Raw genomic sequence first — 17,716 nt, forward strand, 5'->3', positions numbered from 1 at the left:
CTGGTCCCGCCCGGAGGCAGGACCTGGCCCTGGTCTCGCGTTTAGTTGTTCTACAGCGCTACGAAGTACGGTTAAGACGTGTGGAAAACTGCTCTTAAGCCCCGATGGATCGCCGGTTTTGTCTTTGCGATCGCTGTTTCCGGGGTCTTTGTGCTGCTGAGCCAATGGCAGTTCGGGCGCTCCACCCAGCCCGAGGTGCCCACGAATCCTGCCACCGAGCAGGTCCAGCCGCTAACCGAGACCCTCCAGCCGGGCGAGTTCTTCCACGGAACGGACGCGGACCAGATGGTCTCGGCCCAGGGATCCTACGACCCCTCAAAACAGCTCCTGGTCCCGGGGCGGCTGCATGACGGCAAGACCGGCTACTGGGTGGTGTCCGCTTTCGCCGTCAACGGGGCCCCCGCCCTGACCGGCGCAGCAGCGTCGCCGCAGACCTGGATCCCGGTGGCCCGCGGCTGGGTGGCGGAACCCGGCGATGCCCCCGCACCGCCGTCGGGAACCCTCGAACTGACCGGGCGGCTGCTGCCGTCCGAGGCGCCCGTGCCGGGGACGGCACCCAAGCCAGGTGAGGCGACCGCCGTGTCCGTGGCCGAGCTGATCAATTACTGGGAGGTCAGCAGCTATCCCGGGTTCGTGGCCGCCACCGCCGAAGTGGCCAACGGCGCGGACTTCAGCGCCGCCGCGGTGCCGGGCGACCTTCTTGCCCTGGACATCGGCCCCCAGCCGCCCGCCCAGCAGATCAACTGGCTCAACCTCTTCTACTCCCTCGAGTGGGTGGTCTTCGCAGGCTTCGCACTCTTCATCTGGTGGCGGCTCGTCAAGGACGACTACCACCGCGACCTTGAGGAAAGGCTTGAGGACAGCGATGAAGACAACCAGCACCCAGAACACAACCAGCAAGAGGTACAGCCATGATTGACCCTAAACCGGCAAACCCCGCCGCGGCCGCAGGCACCAACACAGGCACTAATACGGGCACCAACACAGCCGCCAACACAGGCACTGACCCAGCCACCAAGGCAGGCGGCAAGAAGCGCCGTTTCGGTGGAACCGAAGCCCAGATCCGCTCGGCCCTGAAGTTCTACAAGGTGCTGGCCTACCTCACCGGCGGGATGCTGCTGCTGCTGTGCGCCGAACTGATTGCCCGCTACGGGTTCGGGCAGTACCTCTTTGCCGGCGGAACCAATGCCGTGACGGGCCAGCCCTTCGGGTTCGGCTTCGCGGATGCCGAACCTCCCGGAGTCCTCGGCGGCGTCAACCTCTCCGTGGCCGTCCTGATCGTCCATGGCTGGATGTACGTGGTGTACCTGATGTCCAACTTCCGGCTGTGGGCGCTGATGCGCTGGCCATTCCTCAAGCTGATCCTGCTGGCCCTCGGCGGCGTGGTCCCGTTCCTCTCCTTCATCGTGGAGAAGAAGTTCCACGCCGACGTGGAGGCCGAGCTCGCGGCAAACCCCCAGGCGCCCCAGCGCTACTGACCGGCTGCCGGGCGGCAACGCCTGCGGCGGAAGTTCGCTCCGTCACAGCCCGGCTTCTCAAGATGCGCCGGTGCAAGGGCGCCCAGTAGGCTAGTACGGTGACTACTCCCACTGCATCCCAGACTTCCCAGAAGCCGGTGCTGGTTGTTGACTACGGTGCCCAGTACGCGCAGCTTATTGCCCGCCGCGTCCGGGAAGCGAATGTGTATTCGGAAGTGGTTCCGCATACCTACACAACCGAGCAGCTCCTGGCCAAGAACCCCGCCGCCATCATCCTTTCGGGCGGCCCCTCGAGTGTCTACGCAGACGGCGCCCCCAGCGTCGGTGCGGACCTCTTCGAAGCCGGTGTTCCCGTCTTCGGCATCTGCTACGGCTTCCAGGCGATGGCCAACGCCCTCGGCGGCAAGGTGGACAAGACCGGGCTGCGGGAGTATGGCTCGACTGCAACCACCATCATTGGCGAGGGCCGGTCGGTGCTGGAAGGCATGCCCCAGCACCAGAACACCTGGATGAGCCACGGCGACTCCGTCCACGAGGCCCCGGAGGGCTTCGAGGTCCTTGCGACGACGGCGGGTGCTGAAGTGGCTGCCTTCGCCAACGAGGAAAAAGGCCTTTTTGGAGTGCAGTGGCACCCGGAAGTGAAGCACTCCGCCTACGGCCAGCAGGTCCTGGAGAACTTCCTTTTCAAGGGCGCCAGGATCGAACCCAACTGGACCACGGGCAACATCCTCGAAGAGCAGGTGGAACGGATCCGGAAGCAGGTCGGTGACGCCCGCGTCATCTGCGGCCTTTCCGGCGGCGTGGACTCCGCCGTCGCGGCAGCGCTGGTCCAGCGCGCCGTCGGGGACCAGCTGACCTGTGTGTTCGTGGACCACGGCCTGCTGCGCGAGGGCGAAGCCGAGCAGGTTGAGCGCGACTTCGTCGCAGCCACCGGCGTGAAGCTGTATGTCGCCAACGAACAGGAACGCTTCCTGTCCGCGCTGGCCGGGGTCAGCGATCCCGAAACGAAGCGCAAGATCATCGGCCGCGAGTTTATCCGCGCCTTCGAAGAAGCAGAACTGGCTATCATCGCCGAGGCTGCCGCCCACGGCGAGAAGATCAAGTTCCTGGTCCAGGGCACCCTCTACCCGGACGTCGTCGAATCCGGCGGCGGCGAAGGTGCGGCCAACATCAAGAGCCACCACAACGTGGGCGGCCTCCCCGAGGACCTGCAGTTCGAACTCGTCGAACCCCTGCGCGCACTCTTCAAGGATGAGGTCCGCGCCGTCGGAGCCCAGCTTGGCCTGCCGCAGGAGATCGTGGGCCGCCAGCCCTTCCCCGGGCCCGGCCTTGGCATCCGCATCGTCGGGGAGGTCACCAAGGAGCGGCTGGACCTGCTCCGCAAGGCCGACGCCATTGCCCGCGCCGAGCTCACCGCGGCCGGCCTGGACAACGAAGTCTGGCAGATGCCCGTGGTCCTGCTGGCGGATGTCCGCAGCGTGGGCGTCATGGGTGACGGCCGCACGTACGGCCACCCAATCGTGCTCCGTCCGGTCTCCTCCGAGGACGCAATGACGGCGGACTGGTCACGGCTCCCGTACGAGCTGCTCGCCAGGATCTCCAACCGGATCACCAACGAGGTGGAGGGCGTGAACCGGGTGGTGCTGGACGTCACCAGCAAGCCGCCGGGAACCATCGAGTGGGAGTAGCATCCTGAGTGGCCGGCTTCCGTCAAGGAGGCCGGCCACTGGTGTTCCCGGGGCAAAAACCTCCGCAATTTAGGCCCATCACGTGTTGCGGTCTCTCAGTCCTGCCGTCTTAGCGGCTACGCTCGAACCTATGCCGGTATGGTCCAGGACGTCACGTGCAAACGCAGAAAAGAAGGCAGAAGTGTCAGTTGGTCAAGGCCACCCGGAGGGCTCCGAGGAGCTCCGCAAATGGCTGTCCGGGCTCAAACCCGTTACCGGGGCAGACACGATGCTGCGCTTCACCAAGACGCCTGAAGGTTCCATCGACCTGACGCACGCGCACCCGTCCGGCCTGGCCCAGCTGATGGCCGGCCGCAAGACGCGCCTCTCCACCCTGATCCGGGACCGGCAGCAGTACGTCGTCGCAGCCAGGGCCTCCCGGAACATCCGTTCAAAGATCTTCGAGCTGGCCAACGACCGCGGCATTGACGCCGGCTATCTCTCTGCCGGCACGGTTGTGTGGACATCGGCCGTGGGCGGCAAGCCGCAGCGCATTTCAGCCCCGGTCATGCTCACCGCCATCTCACTGACGGTCCGGCCCGGCGAGGACGACTACGAACTCCAGCTGACGGAGCAGGCACACATCAACCCGGCGCTGGTCCGGCATTTGAAGAACATCCACGGGATTGTCTTCGACGTCAACGCCGTCACCCGGCTTGCCTACAGCACCGCCCGTTTCGATCCGCAGCCCGTCCTGGACCGGCTGGGCACCCTCATTAGGCCCATCCATGGCGCCGAGGCGCAGCACAACCTGCTGGTGTCTACCTTCGCCGACCTCTCCGGCAACCTGGACGACCCCTGGATCAACGACTCCAACCCGATCATCTCCGCCCTGGCCACAGCAGGCGGCGGGGAAATGGTGGACGTGGAGGAGCCCGACCCTTCCCGCTTCCCCTCCCTGGACAGCAGGCACCCCAAGGACGAACTGCTCCTGCTGGATGCGGACACCGACCAGCAGTACGTCATTGATGCCGCCCGCGCCGGCGACTCCCTGGTGGTCAGCAGCCCGCCGGGCACCGGGCAGACCCAGACAGCCATCAACACCATCGGGGCACTGGTGGATGCCGGAAAGACCGTCCTGGTAGTGGGGGACCGCCGCGCAAGCCTGAACGAAGTCTCAGGCCAGCTGGAGGGCCTGGGCCTGGAGTCCATCCTGTTCCAGCTCTCCGGCAACGTCACAGCCCAGCAGCTGAAGGCCCAGCTGGTCCGTGCGATTGTCCGCAACGAAAAGTCGCTGGAACCCCAGCTGGGAAACCTCCACAACACGCTGATCGAGCATCGCCACGCACTGATGGACCATGTGGCCTCGCTCCACAATGTCCGCCAGCGGTGGGGGTGCTCGCCGTACCAGGCCATGCAGTCCCTGGCGGAACTGACCTCCATCCACCCCGCGCCGGCCACCACCGTGCGTTTGAAGCGTAGCGTCCTGGACAGCATCCGGGACCGTGAGGAGCTCGCAGGCAGGCTCAAGCGTGCGGCGGAACTGGGCAGCTTCAGCAAGGCATCCACCACCAGCCCCTGGCATGGCGCCCGGCTGCTGACGCGGAAGGAAACCGAGGAAGCCCAGGAGCTGGTCCGGTCAGTGGAGAAGAGCCTCCCTGCGCTTCGCGACCGCATGAAGGCGGTTGCAGAGCACGCGGAGATCCGGCTCGGTGCCTCCTTCGCCGAGTGGGGCGAGCAGCTGGAGCTCCTGGTGGCGGTCCGCGGAAGCTTGGACAAGTTCACCCCGGACATCTTCGACCGTCCGGTCACAGACCTCATTTCCGCAACGGCCCCGTCGTCCTGGCGCAAGGAACGCGGCGTCGACATGACGTCCATGCAGCGCTCAAGGCTGCGCAGGGTGGCGAAGGAGTACGTCAGGCCGGGGGTCCACATCGCCGACCTCCACACGTCGCTGTTGCTGGTCCAGGAGCAGCGTGCGCTGTGGGCCCGCTACGCCACCACACAGCGGCACCCTGCCGTTCCATCGGGGCTGGCCGAAATGAACGCCATGTACAGGTCCCTGGACAGCGACCTTGCCCGCCTTGGCGAGGCCCTCCGGCACACGGAGGCCGGCGGCTCGCTGACTACGGTGCGCTACGAGGAACTCATGGAGCGCCTGGAACGTCTGGTGGCGGACACCGACACCCTGAAGACGCTGCCGGAGCGCACCCTGCTGGTGGAGAACATGCGCGAGCACGGCCTGGGCGAGCTCCTGGCCGACCTCGCGGAGCGGGAAGTTCCGGCCGGCTCGGTTGCTGCCGAGCTTGAACTCGCCTGGTGGCAGTCGGCGCTGGAGGCAATGATCAGCGGCGACGACTACCTGGCAATGTCCGACGGCGACGCCCTCCGCAGGCTCGAGGCCGAGTACCGCCTGGCTGACAACGCCCACATCGCCAGCGGCGCCGCCCGCCTGCGCTGGGATCTCGCAGAGCGCTGGCGCGGCGCCCTCGCCGCGCATCCCCGGCAGGCGGAGCTCCTCCGGAGCCTGCTCAAGGACGGCCGCGTATCCCTGCCGTCGCTCACGGCCCAGGCGCCGGAGCTGATCGGCACCCTGGTCCCGGTCTGGTCCGTAAGCCCCTACCTGATGACCGGCCTGCTGCCGGCGGAACAGCACTTCGACGCTGTAGTAATCCTGGACGCAGAGGCGACCTCACTCCAGGCTGTGCTGCCGTCCATCGCACGTGCCAGGCAGGTCATCGCGTTCGGTGACGCCCGGATCGCCAGCCCCCGGACCTTCACGGTGGGCGTGGAACGGCTTGCCCCCGGCGAGTCAGCGCACCAGCGCGTGGACAGCGCATTCACTGCGCTGTCGCAGGTCCTTCCGGTGTGGCGGCTCAACTTTGTCTACCGCGCGGTGGATGAGGACCTTGTGCTGCAGCTCAGCAAGAATTTTTACGACGGCGGCCTGCGGCGGCTGCCGGAAGGCCAGTCTGCCACCGGGCTGGACCGGTCCCTCCTGGTTGAATACCTTCCGGACGGCACCGGGCTGCCGAGCGCCGACCACGAGGGCGTCGAATCAGTGGTGGCGGAAGTCAACCGCGTCGTCCATCTGGTCTTCGAGCACGCACGCCTGCGCCCGCGCACGTCGCTGGCCGTGGTCACAGCGAGCCTCCGGCACGCGGCCCGGATCGGGGAATCCATCCGGCTGCAGCTGCCCAACTACCCCGGGCTGGCGGGTTTCTTCGGGGCCGGCCCCGAGTCCTTCCGGGTGGTTGACCTGGAACGGGCGCAGGGACTGGTGCGCGATCACGTCATCTTCTCGCCCGGTTTTGGCCGCACCCCGCACGGGCGCGCCCTGCACAACTTCGGGCCGCTTTCCGCCGAGGGCGGCAGGGAGAAGTTCGCCCTGGCCATGACGCGGGCACGCCGGTCCATGCACGTCCTCACCTGTTTCCGGCCCGAGGACCTGGACCAGACCAGGCTGAGCCACGGCGCCGTGGACCTGTACGCGCTGCTGGACCGCGAAATTGCTGGAAATACTGACCTCGGAACTCCAGCGTCGCGGGCTGCGGCAAGCGAGCAGGCGCTGGGGGCAGATCCTTTGGTGGCGGACCTCGGGGACCGCCTGCGTGCCCGCGGCGCGCGGGTGTGGCACCAGTACGACGGCGCCATCGACGTCGTTGCGGCCGCTGATCCCCTCAGCACCATGGGGCAGGACCACGGGGACCTGCCGTGGCCTGTTGCCATCGAATCGGACGGCACGGAGCAGTACCGCACCATGAGTGTGCGGGAACGGAGCCGGTTGCGCCCCCAGCTGCTGGAGCGCCTGGGATGGCGCTACATGCCGCTGTGGACCATTGAGGTGTTTACCGATCCCTCCGCCTGCGCCGACAGGATCGCCGGGTACCTGGGCCTGGAGAAGATGGCCCTTTCCGGACGGGCAGCCACTTCCGTCGCGTTCCTGGACGACGACGTGGACCAGGCGCTCAACGGAATCGACGCCGAAAACCAGGGGGAGCGGGAGCGGCTTGCCACGGCTGGCAATGACCAGGGCGGCCCCGCGCTGGCCCCTGAAAGCCTGCACCCTGCGCCCATTGACGAACACATACCGGCCGAGGGCCAGGACAGCAAGGAGGCGGGCACCATGGCCCGGGAGAACGAGAAAGACAACGCTCCGGACGCCGGGCAGCCCGCTGACACGGCAGGCGGTCAGGACCAGGACGGCCAAGCTGGCACCGACTCCGGTACGTCCGCCCTGCCCGCGGAACCCGCCGTGCCCAACAAAGCCGCCGAGGACGACCCCCGCGCCTGGGGCGACCGGGAAGACGACGACCACGACGCCTGGCTGAAGGAACAGAAGCCGCCGCACTGGGGCTAAGCGGCTTACGGCCCCACCAGGACGAAGAACAGCTTGCCCTGGGTGGAGGCGCCGGCGAGCCGGGCTGCCTGCTCTGCCGTGGCAGCCACCACTATCAGGCCGTCTGTTTCGGCAGTGCCCAGCCACTGTCCCGTCTGGCCGCCCTGGCCTGAGGTCCACAGCACGGGAACGCCGGACGCCAGAATCTCGGGTGGTCCCTGCTGGTCGAAGCCGTTGGCTGAGGTGAGCACCACGTTCACCAGCTGCCCGGGGGAGACAAGCTGGATGGATGACGGATCTGCCATGCGCAGGGGGACGGCCGCTGATCCCGGGGAAGTGCCCGTGAGGAGGCCTGGACCAAGAAGCTGGGCGTCCGTGAGCAGCTGCCCCTTGCGCAGGGGCGCAGCGAGCTGTTTGCCTGCGGCCTCGCCGGGTTCCCGGAGGAATCCGCTGGCCAGTATGCCGGGCGGAACCTGTGCGGCGGCGAGGTCAGCCTCCGAGAGTGCGGCGCCGGCGGGGATGTCCCTTGCGGCGGCCAGCGCAGTCACCGTGTACACCGGGGCAGGGGTGAGCTGGTGCACCGTGATGGCGGCTGCGGCGCAGAGGAGCAGCGCGACAGCGAGGCGCCGGTTGCGGCTTAACCAGCCCGCAAAACGCGCAGGAGGACGCCTGCCTGCGTTCCGTTCCACACTGCGGACCTTGCCGGCGCGGCGTCGCACCGGTTTCCGGAGGAGTCCGGTACGCGGCGAGCTTGATGATCTCGGGCTGGACGGGCGGGATGCAGGCATGTGCCTACGCTAAGGGCGCCGCAAAGTGTTGCGTCAGTGGCCATCGCGGGTATGTGGACAACCTTGCCCGACCGCCCAACGGAGCCGTAGGTGAAGACCTTGGATCAGCTGGCAGCAGCTGCGGATGCCGAAGCGGCCGGTGCGGCCGCCGGTGCCGGCGTTGCTGCGGGAGCGGCCGAAACCGTGCTGCCCTTGGAGTCCCGGGAGTCCGTGCGGTAGAAGCCGGAACCCTTGAAGACAACGCCCACGCTGTTGAACTTCTTGCGCAGGGCACCCTGGCATTCGGGGCATGACGTCAAAGAGCTGTCCGAGAACGACTGGACGATGTCAAAGGCATGGCCGCAATCCTTGCAGGCGTACGCATACGTTGGCACTGGTGCTCCTCCTCTTGGGCAAACGAGAGGTCCCGGACTGCTGCTTGGTGATCCAGCCGGATATCCATTAGCAGTCACAGGGCCTGAGTGCCAATTCTATCATTCTCCTGCGGCCGGATTTCCGGTCAGGCAGCGTTCGCCAGGCCCCGGAAACCGGAGGGAAGCACGACGCCCGGGACGGGGCGGTCGAATTCCTCCACCGGAATGGCGCCGGCTGGCAGTAATTCCCCGTCATAAAGAACGGCGGCAAGGGGAATATCCTTCCCGGCTGACGCAAGGTGGCCCAGGAACTTGTCGTAATAGCCGCCGCCCTGGCCAACCCTGCTGCCTGCGAGGTCCACCGCCGTGGCAGGGATGAACAGCGCAGCCGCTTCCCCGGCGACCTCAATTTCGTGGCGGGTCCCTACCGGTTCCAGGATGGGGGCGAACTTGCTGCGTGCGAGCTCGACATCCGGCGTCCAGAAGACCCATCCCAGCTCACGCCCTGGTTCGCAAACGGGGAGAAGGACCCTGTGGCCGCCGTCGTGAAGGGCTGCGATCAGTGGCAGCGTAGGCGGTTCCGCGCCGACGCCCAGGTACACGCACACCGTGGCTCCATCAGCCGGGATCACCGAAGCCGCCCACGCGGCGCCGTGTTTGGCAAGGGCAGTGCCGGCGTCCTCCCGTTCCAGGGAAGTCATCGCAGCCCGCCGGCGGCGGTGGGCTGCGCGGATCCGGTCTTTGGCTGCTTTTGTTTCCTCAAGCGTCACGTGCTTCCTCCATCACTGCCGTATGTCCGGCCGGTAGTTCGTGTGGTCCATCCCTCCGCGGGTGTCGCGGGCCCGGTTGTTACTGAATGCTTGACGCTGACGTTAGATTAGTCCGGTGACTACCAGTAACCCGAGAGTTCGCAAAGCCGTCATTCCTGCCGCCGGACTCGGTACCAGGTTCCTGCCGGCAACAAAGGCAATGCCCAAGGAAATGCTCCCCGTCGTGGATAAGCCTGCCATCCAGTATGTCGTTGAAGAAGCCGTGAACGTTGGCCTCCACGACCTCCTCATGATTACCGGGCGCAACAAGCGGGCACTGGAAGACCACTTTGACCGGGTCCCGTCACTCGAATCCACTCTTGAGGGCAAGGGGGACACCGAGAAACTTGCGTCCGTCCAGGCCGCCAGCAAGCTGGGCGATATCCACTATGTCCGGCAGGGGGATCCGCACGGACTGGGCCACGCCGTGCTGCGCGCGAAGCAGCACGTCGGCCATGAAGCCTTTGCCGTTCTGCTGGGCGATGACCTGATCGACGCCCGCGACGAGCTGCTGGGCACCATGATTGACGTCCAGGCGGAAACGGGAGGGTCGGTTATTGCGCTCATCGAGGTGGAACCGTCCGAGATCAGTGCCTACGGATGCGCCGATGTCCAGCCGATCGAAGGTGAGTCCTACGTGCGCGTCAACCGGCTGGTGGAGAAGCCGGAGGTTGACGAGGCGCCCTCCAACCTCGCGCTGATTGGCCGCTACGTCCTCCATCCCGCCGTCTTCGAAGTCCTCGAACACACCGCCCCCGGGCGCGGCGATGAAATCCAGTTGACGGACGCGCTGCAGGAGCTGGCAACCGGCGAAGGCGAGGGGTACGGGGTCTACGGCGTTGTGTTCCGCGGGCGCCGCTATGACACCGGGGACAAACTCAGCTACCTCAAGGCCTGCGTCCAGCTGGCCATCGACAGCGAGGACCTTGGGCCGGGCTTGCGGGAGTGGCTGCCGGGCTTCACCGCCGGCCTGTCCAAGTAGCGCCGTGCGCGCTGGTCCCATTTGGCCCGTAACACTGGAGTGCGGGGACTTGATCCTGCGGCCCATCCGGTACCGGGACAAGAAGGAGTGGACCGAGGTCAGGTCCCGCAACAGCCAATGGCTGGCGCCCTGGGAAGCTTCCAACCCGGATCCCGCCGGGGGCCTCCCGGACTATCGCCAGATGGTCCGCTCATTGAAGTCGCAGGCGGCGCAGGCAACGGCATTGCCTTTTGTCATCACCGAGCGCATTCCCACAGCGGGGAGTTCTGCCATTGTTGGCCAGTTGACCGTTTCGTCGATCGTGTGGGGATCAGCGATGATGGCGACCCTTGGCTACTGGGTGGACCAGGACCGCGCGGGCCGTGGAATCGCACCCACTGCCGTAGCTCTGGTTACGGACCATTGCTTTAGGACTCTGGGCCTGCACAGGATGGAAATCAACATCAGGCCGGAAAACGGACCTAGCCTGCGGGTGGTGGAAAAGCTGGGCTTCCGGGACGAGGGGTACCGCCCCCGCTACCTGCATATCAATGGCGAATGGGCCGACCACCGGTCTTTTGCGTTGACTGCGGAGGAAGTCCCGGACGGGCTGCTCCGGCCCTGGCTCGCCTCGCGGCCGTCATAAATCCATTGATTTGCCGGCTGCGCCACGACACACCGCAGCTAATGCTGCCGCAGCGGGCAGGATGCTCATACGGTTTTGAGTGTGGACTTCCCCCTTAGCAGCTCAGTGATCCTTGTGGTTGCCGTCGTGCTCTGGATTGTGTGGGTTGGGCCCTACGTCCTCCGGAACCGCAGGCACCAGTTCCAGCCCGCCGGTGAATTTACGGCGGACTCCGCAGCAGATGAAACACCGGAACCGCCAGCCGCTTTGGTATTGAACGTCGCCGCCCAGCAGGAGAAAGCCATGGACACCAGGAAGAGTGCCGGACCCGCGACCGCCACTGCAGGCTCCCCATCCGGAGGTACGTTCCGTATCCGCTACGGCCGCACCGGCATTGCCCTGGTGGGGCTGCTGTCGCTGCTTACCGCGTTCGTTTCCGGTGTGCTTTCGATCTTTGGGCTGGGCACTCCTGTGCTTCCCCTAACCTGCCTGGCGCTCACCGCCGGGTCCGTCGTCCTCCTGCGCTGGCTGGCCGTCCGTGACAGGAGGGCCAAAGTCAACGCAGCTTTTCGGGCCGCCATGTCCGCTCCGGCTGGCAAGGGACGCCCGCAGCCCGAAGCCGTGGCCAGCGTCCCCCCAAAGCCGCAGGCAGCACCGGCAAAAAAGGACAACCCCCTTTTTGACGCACAGGCACACGAGCCCCGGGTCAAGCCGCTGACTGCCATGGAACTGCGCGAAGCCGCGCTGGCCGTCGCGGTTGCCGCAGGCGATTCAAGCGCGGCCAAGGCCAGTTCCACGGCCACCCCGGCTGCTCCCACCACCTGGGAGCCGGTGGAGGTGCCCAAGCCTGTTTACGTCGAGGCAGCTAAGGCCGAGCGCCCGGCGCCTGAGCCGCTGGAGCTCCCGGAGGCCCCTAAGGCCGCGGGCAAGCCGTCCCTCAAGCAAGGCGTTGCCGCCGCGCCGCCTGCCGCCCCGGCGTCCGCAGAAGGCCAGGAACTGTCCAAGGCGCAGAGTGCCCTCAGCAACCTCGACGACGTCCTGCAGCGCCGCCGCGCCTGACGGTTTGTTGCCCTGCATGCGTATCCCGCGGAACACGCTGCGGGGTTCGGGGCTGCAGTTTGGCATTAAGCCGGGAAAATTTGTAGCCTAGGGTCACCGGTGCCGCTCCTCCAGGAGCGGATCCATCCGGGGCTATAGCTCAGTTGGTAGAGCGCTTCGTTCGCATCGAAGAGGTCAGGAGTTCGAATCTCCTTAGCTCCACAAAATACTGCTCAAGCAGGGGCATGACCTGGAGCCCGGTTCGTCAAGTGGCCAAATGATCACTGGGGCCGCCCTGGAACTCCCGCACCTCCACGGGGAGCATGGTGGCATTCGCCAGTTTCTTCCCCCACTCGAGCGCGGAAGCCAGATCACGGGCCAGGATGATGGAGAGCCCACCGAGGTGCTCGTTCCCCTGGAAGTAGGGGCCCTGTGTGATGGTCACTTGGCCGGCCCTGCTGCGTGCCACCACGGCCCCAGCTGGTTGATCCAGACCTCCTGCGAAGACCCACGCCCCGGCGGACTTCAGTTCGCTGTTGAAGGCGTCCACCTTACGCATGACGGGTTCAAGGATCTCCGGCGGCGCAGCACCGCCGTCGGGCTGTTGGATACTGAGCAGAAAGTGCTTCATAGTGTGATGCCTCCCTGTGGATGGGCCCCGTCGGTGGCGCAGTCCTCGCGCGGCTCACAACGGTAGGCAGGCCCGCGCACTAATTCCTGACACGCCCTCCAGGGAACCACTTCATCTTATCCGGCGACCGGCCTGCGCGGACGCGCCGAACGGCCCGCTGTCCACGCGGTCCACCCCAGAACCCAATGACCTACCTAACGTCTTATCGGGGGCAGGGTTGCCTGCCTGCCGGCATCAGGGAGTGCCACACTTAACAGCACTCAGGCACCAATCTAAGAAGGTCTGTGATGGCGGTGCACGGACGCCGGCCGCGGGGTTGGGCGGCCCGGTACGACATTGTGCTTTACCTGGGACTGGCGTATGTCCTTTCCTGGTCCATCTGGCCGCTGGTGCTCCTGAATCCGGAAAGCAGCCCACTGGTACCCTTCGGGCCCGGGCTGGCGGCGGTCCTGGTTGCCTTGCTGGTGGGAGGCCGCCCCGAGTTGTTCGGCCTCCTGCGCCAGCTCGGACACTGGCGGGTTGATCCTGCCTGGTACGGCATTGCACTGGGTGTGCCGCTGGCCGTCCCCGGTCTGGCCCTGTGGGCGGCAGTGATCGCAGGAGCGCCGGTCCCGCGCCGGGAGCCGTCGGACGTGCTGCAGGTTGCCGGCACCATCGTCGTCACGATTGTCATTGTGGGCATCTTCGAGGAACTTGGCTGGCGGGGGTTCCTGCTGCCACGGCTGCAGCGGGACCACAGTGCGTTGTCGGCCGCTCTGATTACTGGCCTGGCGTGGTTTCCCTGGCATCTTCCGGAACTGGTGTCGGACCCGGGCCAGCGTCCCTTGACGCCCTTTGCGGTCTATATCCTTGCGCAGTCGGTACTGCTCGCCTGGCTGTACAACAGTACGCAGGCCAGCCTGCCCGTGGTGATCCTGTTCCACGCGGCGTTCAACAGCTTCACGAAGTTTTTCCTTTCCGACCTGCAGGGCAGCCCCTACCCATACCTCGTGGCGTGGTGGGTCCTGGCAGGAGCCGTTGCCGTCCTCGCCGCAGCGGCCGTTGCCTACGCCGGCAGCCGCGAGCTGGCCAAGGGTGCACTCCGGCCCGCACACTAACTCCCTGAGACGCCCTGCACAGCAACAGTCTCATCGGACTCGACCCGCTTCAGTGGTGCAAGGAGCCGGGCGGCTTCCGCCAGCGCTGACCGCAGCCGGGCGTCCTCCGCCGACCCGGACGCGGCAGCCCAATCCATGGGCGCGGTGCCGGCCACGAACACCGTGGTTCCCCGGGCCGCCGCAACCGTCAGCACGGCAGCAAAGAGCTCCCATGCCGCGGCCCGCGGGCCTGCATCCGATGGCGACGGTGCCGGAACATCATCGATGACCAACAACTCTGGCCCCTCCGCAAGAAAGGAGTAATCCTCCCTGGAGGTACCCGGTGCGCACAGTTCGTCGAAGCTGATCCACAGCAGTTCCGGCTCGCAGGCCTTGGCGGCAAAGACGCGGGACCCGGCGCCGGCCTTCCGGTGCTGGCCGGGAGCCGGGGGGAAGAGGCCGTAGATAGCCAGCTGCCGGCTGCTGCCGGGCACCAGGATGCGGCCCTCGCGGAGGACCGGCGGCTCCGGCTGGGCGGCCATGGCCTACAGCCAGCCCTTCTTCTTGAAGATTCCGTACATGAGGGCCGCCATCGCAATCATCAGGCTAATGGACAACGGGTAGCCCAACTCCCAGTGGAGCTCGGGCATGTGGTCAAAGTTCATGCCGTATACGCCGGCCACGAAGGACGGCGCGAAGAAGATCGCGGCCCAGGAGGAGATTTTCTTTACTTGTTCGTTCTGTTCGGCGCTGGCCTCGTTCTGCCGGTTCGCCGTAAGGGTGCCGTCCAGCGTGAGGGCGTTCTGCAGCAGGTCCCGGAAGGAGTCTGCCCGGGAGATCACGCGCTCCACATGGTCCTCCACGTCGCGGAGGCTGTGCCGCAGGTCCGTTTCCACGCCGTACTTCTCGAAGCCCTGCTCCAGCTGGTGCATCATGTCCGGCAAGGGGTGGATTGCCCGCTGGAACTGGATGACTTCTCGGGCCAGCTCGTAGATCCGGCGGGACACCGTGGTGTCGCCGCTGAACAGCTGGTCCTCGATTTCGTCGATGTCGTTTTCGAGCCCGGCCACCACGGGCGCGTAGTCATCCACCACCCGGTCCAGCAGCGCGTACAGGACAGCTTCCGGGCCGTGGCGCAGAAGGTCGGGCCGGGCCTCCATGCGCCGCCGGACGCGGGCCACGCCGGCCATCTCGGCATGGCGGACGGTGACCACATAGTTCTTGCCGGTGAAGATGTGGAGCTCGCCGAACTCCACGGTTTCGGTATCGTCGATGTACCGGGCAGGCCGGAGCACTGTGAACAGGCTGTCGTCGTAGCGCTCCAGTTTGGGGCGCTGGTGTGCCGATATGGCGTCTTCCACTGCAAGATCGTGGAGGCCGAATTCGCTTGCCACCGCCGCCATTTCCTCGGGCGTGGGCCGGTACAGCCCGATCCAGGCCATCCCGCCATGGTGGGCGAGCATGTCAAAGGTCTGCTCAAGTGTCTCGGGTTCCACGTGGCGCACGCCGTCCACATAGACGGCGTTGTCGATGATGGTCATGGGCGCCGCGCTCCGGGTGACAGGAATGCGGCCATCAGGACATTCCTCCGATAATTGCGCCGGAGACCGCCATCGCCACCAGGTCGTGCCCGGAATCGATGAGGGTGACGGCCGCGGGGCGTCCTGCAAAGCCATTGTGGATGACGTGGCCGCCTGCGCGGAAGACCAGTCCTGCCACCAGGGCGAAGAGGCCGCCGGCCACGGCGTTGTCTAGCCCGAGCCGGGCGATCAGGACAGCCAGCAGTACCGCCGTCAGTGCGGCAGCCAGCATCATCGGCAACCAGATCCCGGCGCCGCCGCTGATGTTCTTCAGGTCCTCCTCCGTCTTGCCGATCGCGGCCATCCAGCGGTTGCCCAGTACTGTAGGCATGTACCAAACGAAGCCGATGGCCATGCTTGCGGTGAAGGCCAGCAGCACGGCAAGCCAGTTGATCTGTGAGACGTCTGAGAGCCAATCCATTCTGGAAATCCTAGCCGCCCGGCCAGGGCGTCAGGTGCCGGACGCCCTGGCAAGGCCGCTGATCAGGGGTTCGGTGCGGTAGGGGATATGGGTGTGCAATGCCAGGACCGTTTCGGTCCGGATCACGCCCTTGATCCTCAGGACCTGCCGGAGCGAGGCCTGGAGGTTGTGGGTGTCAGTGGCCACAACACGGCACCAGACATCTCCGCGGCCCGAGATCTCATGAACCTCCAGGACCTGGGGGATCAGCCGGAGTGCAGCGACCACGCCGTCCAGTTCCCGGTGCGACACCTCGATGGTCACAAAGGCCACCACGTCATAGCCCACCGCTTCCAGGTCCACCTCGCGGCCGCCGGGCCGCAGCACGCCTGCGCGGAGGAGGCGCCGGACCCGGGTCTGGGCCGTGTTCCGGGCAATGCCAAGCGATTCGCTCAGTTCGCCGATCTGGATCCTGGGGTCGCGGATCATGGCCAGGAGGATCTTGAGGTCGGTAGGGTCCAGCTGGTTCAAATAGTCACTTCCAATCACAAAAGAACGGCATTGTTGATGATCCTGCGCAATTCTCCCATGAAAATACGCTCAAAGAAGCAGTCGTAACGCACTCTTGAGGCATCGGATATCCACCCCGCGCCGGAGTCCCACAAGGACCACTGCCGCGGATGAACCAGAGGCGGCACACGATGACGGTCTTCAGCGAACTCCGCATGCGCCCGGCCCCCGCTTCTGCGTCCGCCGGATGGGATGCATCCACTACAACCCGGCTGGTTATGGCGGGAACGGTAATTTTCACCCTCCTGGTGGGCGCCAACCTGGCCACGCCGTTGTATCCCCTCCTGCAGGCCGAACTGGGGCTGTCCACGCTGGGAATCACCGCCGCGTTCGCCAGTTACGTCCTGTCCCTGGTTGCCACGCTGATGCTGGCCGGGCACTGGTCTGACCACATCGGCCGGCGGGCTGCGCTTATCCTGGCCGTTCTTGTAGGACTGGCCGGCGGCTGGGTCTTCTCCGAGGCCCAGACGCTCGCGGCATTGTGTGCGGGCAGGGCCCTGCAGGGGGCAGCGGTTGCGCTGGCCACGGGAGCCAGTGCCGCCGCCCTGCGCGAACTCCTTCCATCCCGTCCGGAATGGGCGTCCCGCTTCACCTTGCTGGCCTCATCCGGGGGAGTGGCGGCCGGGCCGGTCATTGGCGGACTGCTGTCCCTCCTCCCGGGCGCCACCACAGCCCCGTACTATGTCCACTCACTGGTGCTGGCCGGGCTCCTGGTGCCGCTGTTCCTGCTGCGCGCCCGGCCCGCGATCAGCATCCCCGCACCAACCCGGCCCCTGAAGGCACTGGCGCCGCGCCGTCCATCCGTATCCCGGGAGGCGAGGGGAGCCTTCTGGCTTGCCGCCGGCGTCGGATTCCTCAGCTTCGCGGTCTTCGGCTTCTGCCTGTCGCTGGCCCCCGGCTACTTTGCGCAGGTCCTGCAGACCGGCTCCCGCCCCCTCATAGGTGTCCTGGCCGGCCTCGCCCTCGGGTCCTCGGCGCTGAGCCAGCTGGTGACCTTCCGTGGCCGCTACACGGTCCCGGCCGGCCTGGCGGTCCTGGGTGTGTCTGTCCTGCTCCTGGGGGCGGCGGGAACCTGGCACAGTCCCGTGCTGCTGGTGGCTGCAGCCATCGCCGCCGGTGCGGGGCAGGGCATCGCGTTCCGCACCGTCTTCAACGACGTCGCCGCAAGGGTGGAGGCATCCCGGCACGCGCAGATCGTCAGCACCGTCTACGTCATCACCTACCTTGGCAGCGCAGTGCCGGTCCTCGGCCTCGGCTGGGCAGCAGGCGCCTTCGGCCTGCCTGCTGCCGTGGCCGGATTCGTGGCGCTGTGCGGCGGGGCGGCGCTGATCCTGTCGGCCCTAACGCTGCGGCTGGCGCTCATCGAACCCAAGTAGCCAGCCCGGCCAGTTCAGCCCGGCC

General features: G+C 66.5%; 17 protein-coding genes and 1 tRNA gene. 10 read left to right on the top strand and 8 right to left on the bottom strand.

Annotated features, from left to right (window positions below):
- Positions 1-78 precede the first annotated feature (78 nt).
- From WHH00_RS05535 to WHH00_RS05550, 4 genes are all read left to right on the top strand, one after another.
- Positions 79-915, top strand: coding sequence for an SURF1 family protein (locus tag WHH00_RS05535; RefSeq protein ID WP_406637194.1), 837 nt, complete (start codon positions 79-81; stop codon positions 913-915).
- The gene (locus WHH00_RS05540) at positions 912-1,478 is read left to right on the top strand and encodes a DUF3817 domain-containing protein (protein ID WP_406637196.1); all 567 of its coding nucleotides are present in this window, start codon (positions 912-914) and stop codon (positions 1,476-1,478) included. Before WHH00_RS05535 ends, WHH00_RS05540 begins: the two co-directional genes overlap by 4 nt.
- Positions 1,479-1,576: 98 nt before the next feature.
- Positions 1,577-3,166, top strand: a complete 1,590-nt coding sequence (gene guaA / locus WHH00_RS05545; protein WP_231457011.1) for a glutamine-hydrolyzing GMP synthase — start codon at positions 1,577-1,579, stop codon at positions 3,164-3,166.
- A gap of 130 nt (positions 3,167-3,296) precedes the next feature.
- Positions 3,297-7,505 (top strand): DUF4011 domain-containing protein, encoded by a 4,209-nt coding sequence (locus tag WHH00_RS05550; protein ID WP_231457012.1) that lies wholly within the window; start codon positions 3,297-3,299, stop codon positions 7,503-7,505.
- Between the two features lie 5 nt (positions 7,506-7,510).
- On the opposite strand, the gene WHH00_RS05555 is transcribed toward WHH00_RS05550, so the two are convergent.
- The 3 genes from WHH00_RS05555 to WHH00_RS05565 all read right to left on the bottom strand — a co-directional run bounded on the left by WHH00_RS05555 (position 7,511) and on the right by WHH00_RS05565 (position 9,395).
- Positions 7,511-8,173 carry a Flp pilus assembly protein CpaB gene (locus WHH00_RS05555; protein WP_406637199.1) on the bottom strand — a complete coding sequence of 221 codons (663 nt, stop codon included), beginning with the start codon at positions 8,171-8,173 and terminating at the stop codon, positions 7,511-7,513.
- Positions 8,174-8,376: 203 nt separating this feature from the next.
- A complete protein-coding gene (locus WHH00_RS05560; RefSeq protein WP_231457014.1) occupies positions 8,377-8,646 on the bottom strand; it encodes an FmdB family zinc ribbon protein in 270 nt (89 codons plus the stop codon).
- A gap of 125 nt (positions 8,647-8,771) precedes the next feature.
- Positions 8,772-9,395 (bottom strand): 5-formyltetrahydrofolate cyclo-ligase, encoded by a 624-nt coding sequence (locus WHH00_RS05565; RefSeq protein ID WP_231457015.1) that lies wholly within the window; start codon positions 9,393-9,395, stop codon positions 8,772-8,774.
- Positions 9,396-9,510: 115 nt separating this feature from the next.
- On the opposite strand from WHH00_RS05565, the gene galU reads away from it, so the two are divergent.
- The 4 genes from galU (at position 9,511) to WHH00_RS05585 (ending at position 12,280) form a co-directional block, all read left to right on the top strand.
- Positions 9,511-10,416: a UTP--glucose-1-phosphate uridylyltransferase GalU gene (gene galU, locus WHH00_RS05570; RefSeq protein WP_231457016.1), complete on the top strand. Its 906-nt coding sequence runs from the start codon at positions 9,511-9,513 to the stop codon at positions 10,414-10,416.
- 4 nt (positions 10,417-10,420) lie between these two features.
- Positions 10,421-11,041, top strand: coding sequence for a GNAT family N-acetyltransferase (locus WHH00_RS05575; RefSeq protein WP_231457017.1), 621 nt, complete (start codon positions 10,421-10,423; stop codon positions 11,039-11,041).
- An 81-nt stretch (positions 11,042-11,122) separates the two neighbouring features.
- Positions 11,123-12,079 carry a hypothetical protein gene (locus WHH00_RS05580; RefSeq protein WP_406637202.1) on the top strand — a complete coding sequence of 319 codons (957 nt, stop codon included), beginning with the start codon at positions 11,123-11,125 and terminating at the stop codon, positions 12,077-12,079.
- Positions 12,080-12,207: 128 nt separating this feature from the next.
- Positions 12,208-12,280: transfer RNA gene (locus WHH00_RS05585), tRNA-Ala, on the top strand.
- 43 nt (positions 12,281-12,323) lie between these two features.
- On the opposite strand, the gene WHH00_RS05590 is transcribed toward WHH00_RS05585, so the two are convergent.
- On the bottom strand, positions 12,324-12,689 hold the full coding sequence (locus WHH00_RS05590) for a YciI family protein (RefSeq protein WP_231457018.1): 366 nt from the start codon (positions 12,687-12,689) through the stop codon (positions 12,324-12,326).
- A gap of 287 nt (positions 12,690-12,976) precedes the next feature.
- Between WHH00_RS05590 and WHH00_RS05595 the strand changes: the two genes are divergently transcribed.
- Positions 12,977-13,786 (top strand): lysostaphin resistance A-like protein, encoded by an 810-nt coding sequence (locus WHH00_RS05595; RefSeq protein ID WP_406637205.1) that lies wholly within the window; start codon positions 12,977-12,979, stop codon positions 13,784-13,786.
- Here the strand turns inward: WHH00_RS05595 and WHH00_RS05600 are convergent.
- Genes WHH00_RS05600 through WHH00_RS05615 form a run of 4 tightly spaced genes read right to left on the bottom strand, consistent with a single transcriptional unit; the run spans position 13,783 to position 16,276 of the window.
- A complete protein-coding gene (locus WHH00_RS05600) occupies positions 13,783-14,307 on the bottom strand; it encodes a hypothetical protein (RefSeq protein ID WP_406637207.1) in 525 nt (174 codons plus the stop codon). The genes WHH00_RS05595 and WHH00_RS05600 overlap by 4 nt on opposite strands.
- Positions 14,308-14,310: 3 nt before the next feature.
- The gene (gene corA, locus WHH00_RS05605; protein ID WP_406637209.1) at positions 14,311-15,306 is read right to left on the bottom strand and encodes a magnesium/cobalt transporter CorA; all 996 of its coding nucleotides are present in this window, start codon (positions 15,304-15,306) and stop codon (positions 14,311-14,313) included.
- A 34-nt stretch (positions 15,307-15,340) separates the two neighbouring features.
- Complete coding sequence (locus tag WHH00_RS05610) at positions 15,341-15,766, bottom strand: DUF1761 domain-containing protein (RefSeq protein ID WP_406637211.1); 426 nt, start codon at positions 15,764-15,766, stop codon at positions 15,341-15,343.
- Between the two features lie 30 nt (positions 15,767-15,796).
- Positions 15,797-16,276, bottom strand: a complete 480-nt coding sequence (locus WHH00_RS05615; protein ID WP_350001937.1) for an Lrp/AsnC family transcriptional regulator — start codon at positions 16,274-16,276, stop codon at positions 15,797-15,799.
- Positions 16,277-16,446: 170 nt separating this feature from the next.
- Between WHH00_RS05615 and WHH00_RS05620 the strand changes: the two genes are divergently transcribed.
- Complete coding sequence (locus tag WHH00_RS05620) at positions 16,447-17,691, top strand: MFS transporter (RefSeq protein WP_406637213.1); 1,245 nt, start codon at positions 16,447-16,449, stop codon at positions 17,689-17,691.
- Positions 17,692-17,716 lie beyond the last annotated feature (25 nt).

This window comes from Pseudarthrobacter quantipunctorum (genome assembly GCF_045291495.1).
In the GTDB taxonomy this organism is placed as follows: Bacteria; Actinomycetota; Actinomycetes; order Actinomycetales; family Micrococcaceae; genus Arthrobacter; species Arthrobacter quantipunctorum.

What these genes read in the sequence shown, in the direction of transcription:
- WHH00_RS05610 (WP_406637211.1), bottom strand. Translation starts at nt 15,766, where the DNA reads ATGGATTGGCTCTCAGACGTCTCACAGATCAACTGGCTTGCCGTGCTG.
- WHH00_RS05550 (WP_231457012.1), top strand. Translation starts at nt 3,297, where the DNA reads ATGCCGGTATGGTCCAGGACGTCACGTGCAAACGCAGAAAAGAAGGCA.
- WHH00_RS05620 (WP_406637213.1), top strand. Translation starts at nt 16,447, where the DNA reads ATGACGGTCTTCAGCGAACTCCGCATGCGCCCGGCCCCCGCTTCTGCG.
- corA (WP_406637209.1), bottom strand. Translation starts at nt 15,306, where the DNA reads ATGACCATCATCGACAACGCCGTCTATGTGGACGGCGTGCGCCACGTG.
- WHH00_RS05595 (WP_406637205.1), top strand. Translation starts at nt 12,977, where the DNA reads ATGGCGGTGCACGGACGCCGGCCGCGGGGTTGGGCGGCCCGGTACGAC.
- WHH00_RS05600 (WP_406637207.1), bottom strand. Translation starts at nt 14,307, where the DNA reads ATGGCCGCCCAGCCGGAGCCGCCGGTCCTCCGCGAGGGCCGCATCCTG.
- WHH00_RS05590 (WP_231457018.1), bottom strand. Translation starts at nt 12,689, where the DNA reads ATGAAGCACTTTCTGCTCAGTATCCAACAGCCCGACGGCGGTGCTGCG.
- WHH00_RS05540 (WP_406637196.1), top strand. Translation starts at nt 912, where the DNA reads ATGATTGACCCTAAACCGGCAAACCCCGCCGCGGCCGCAGGCACCAAC.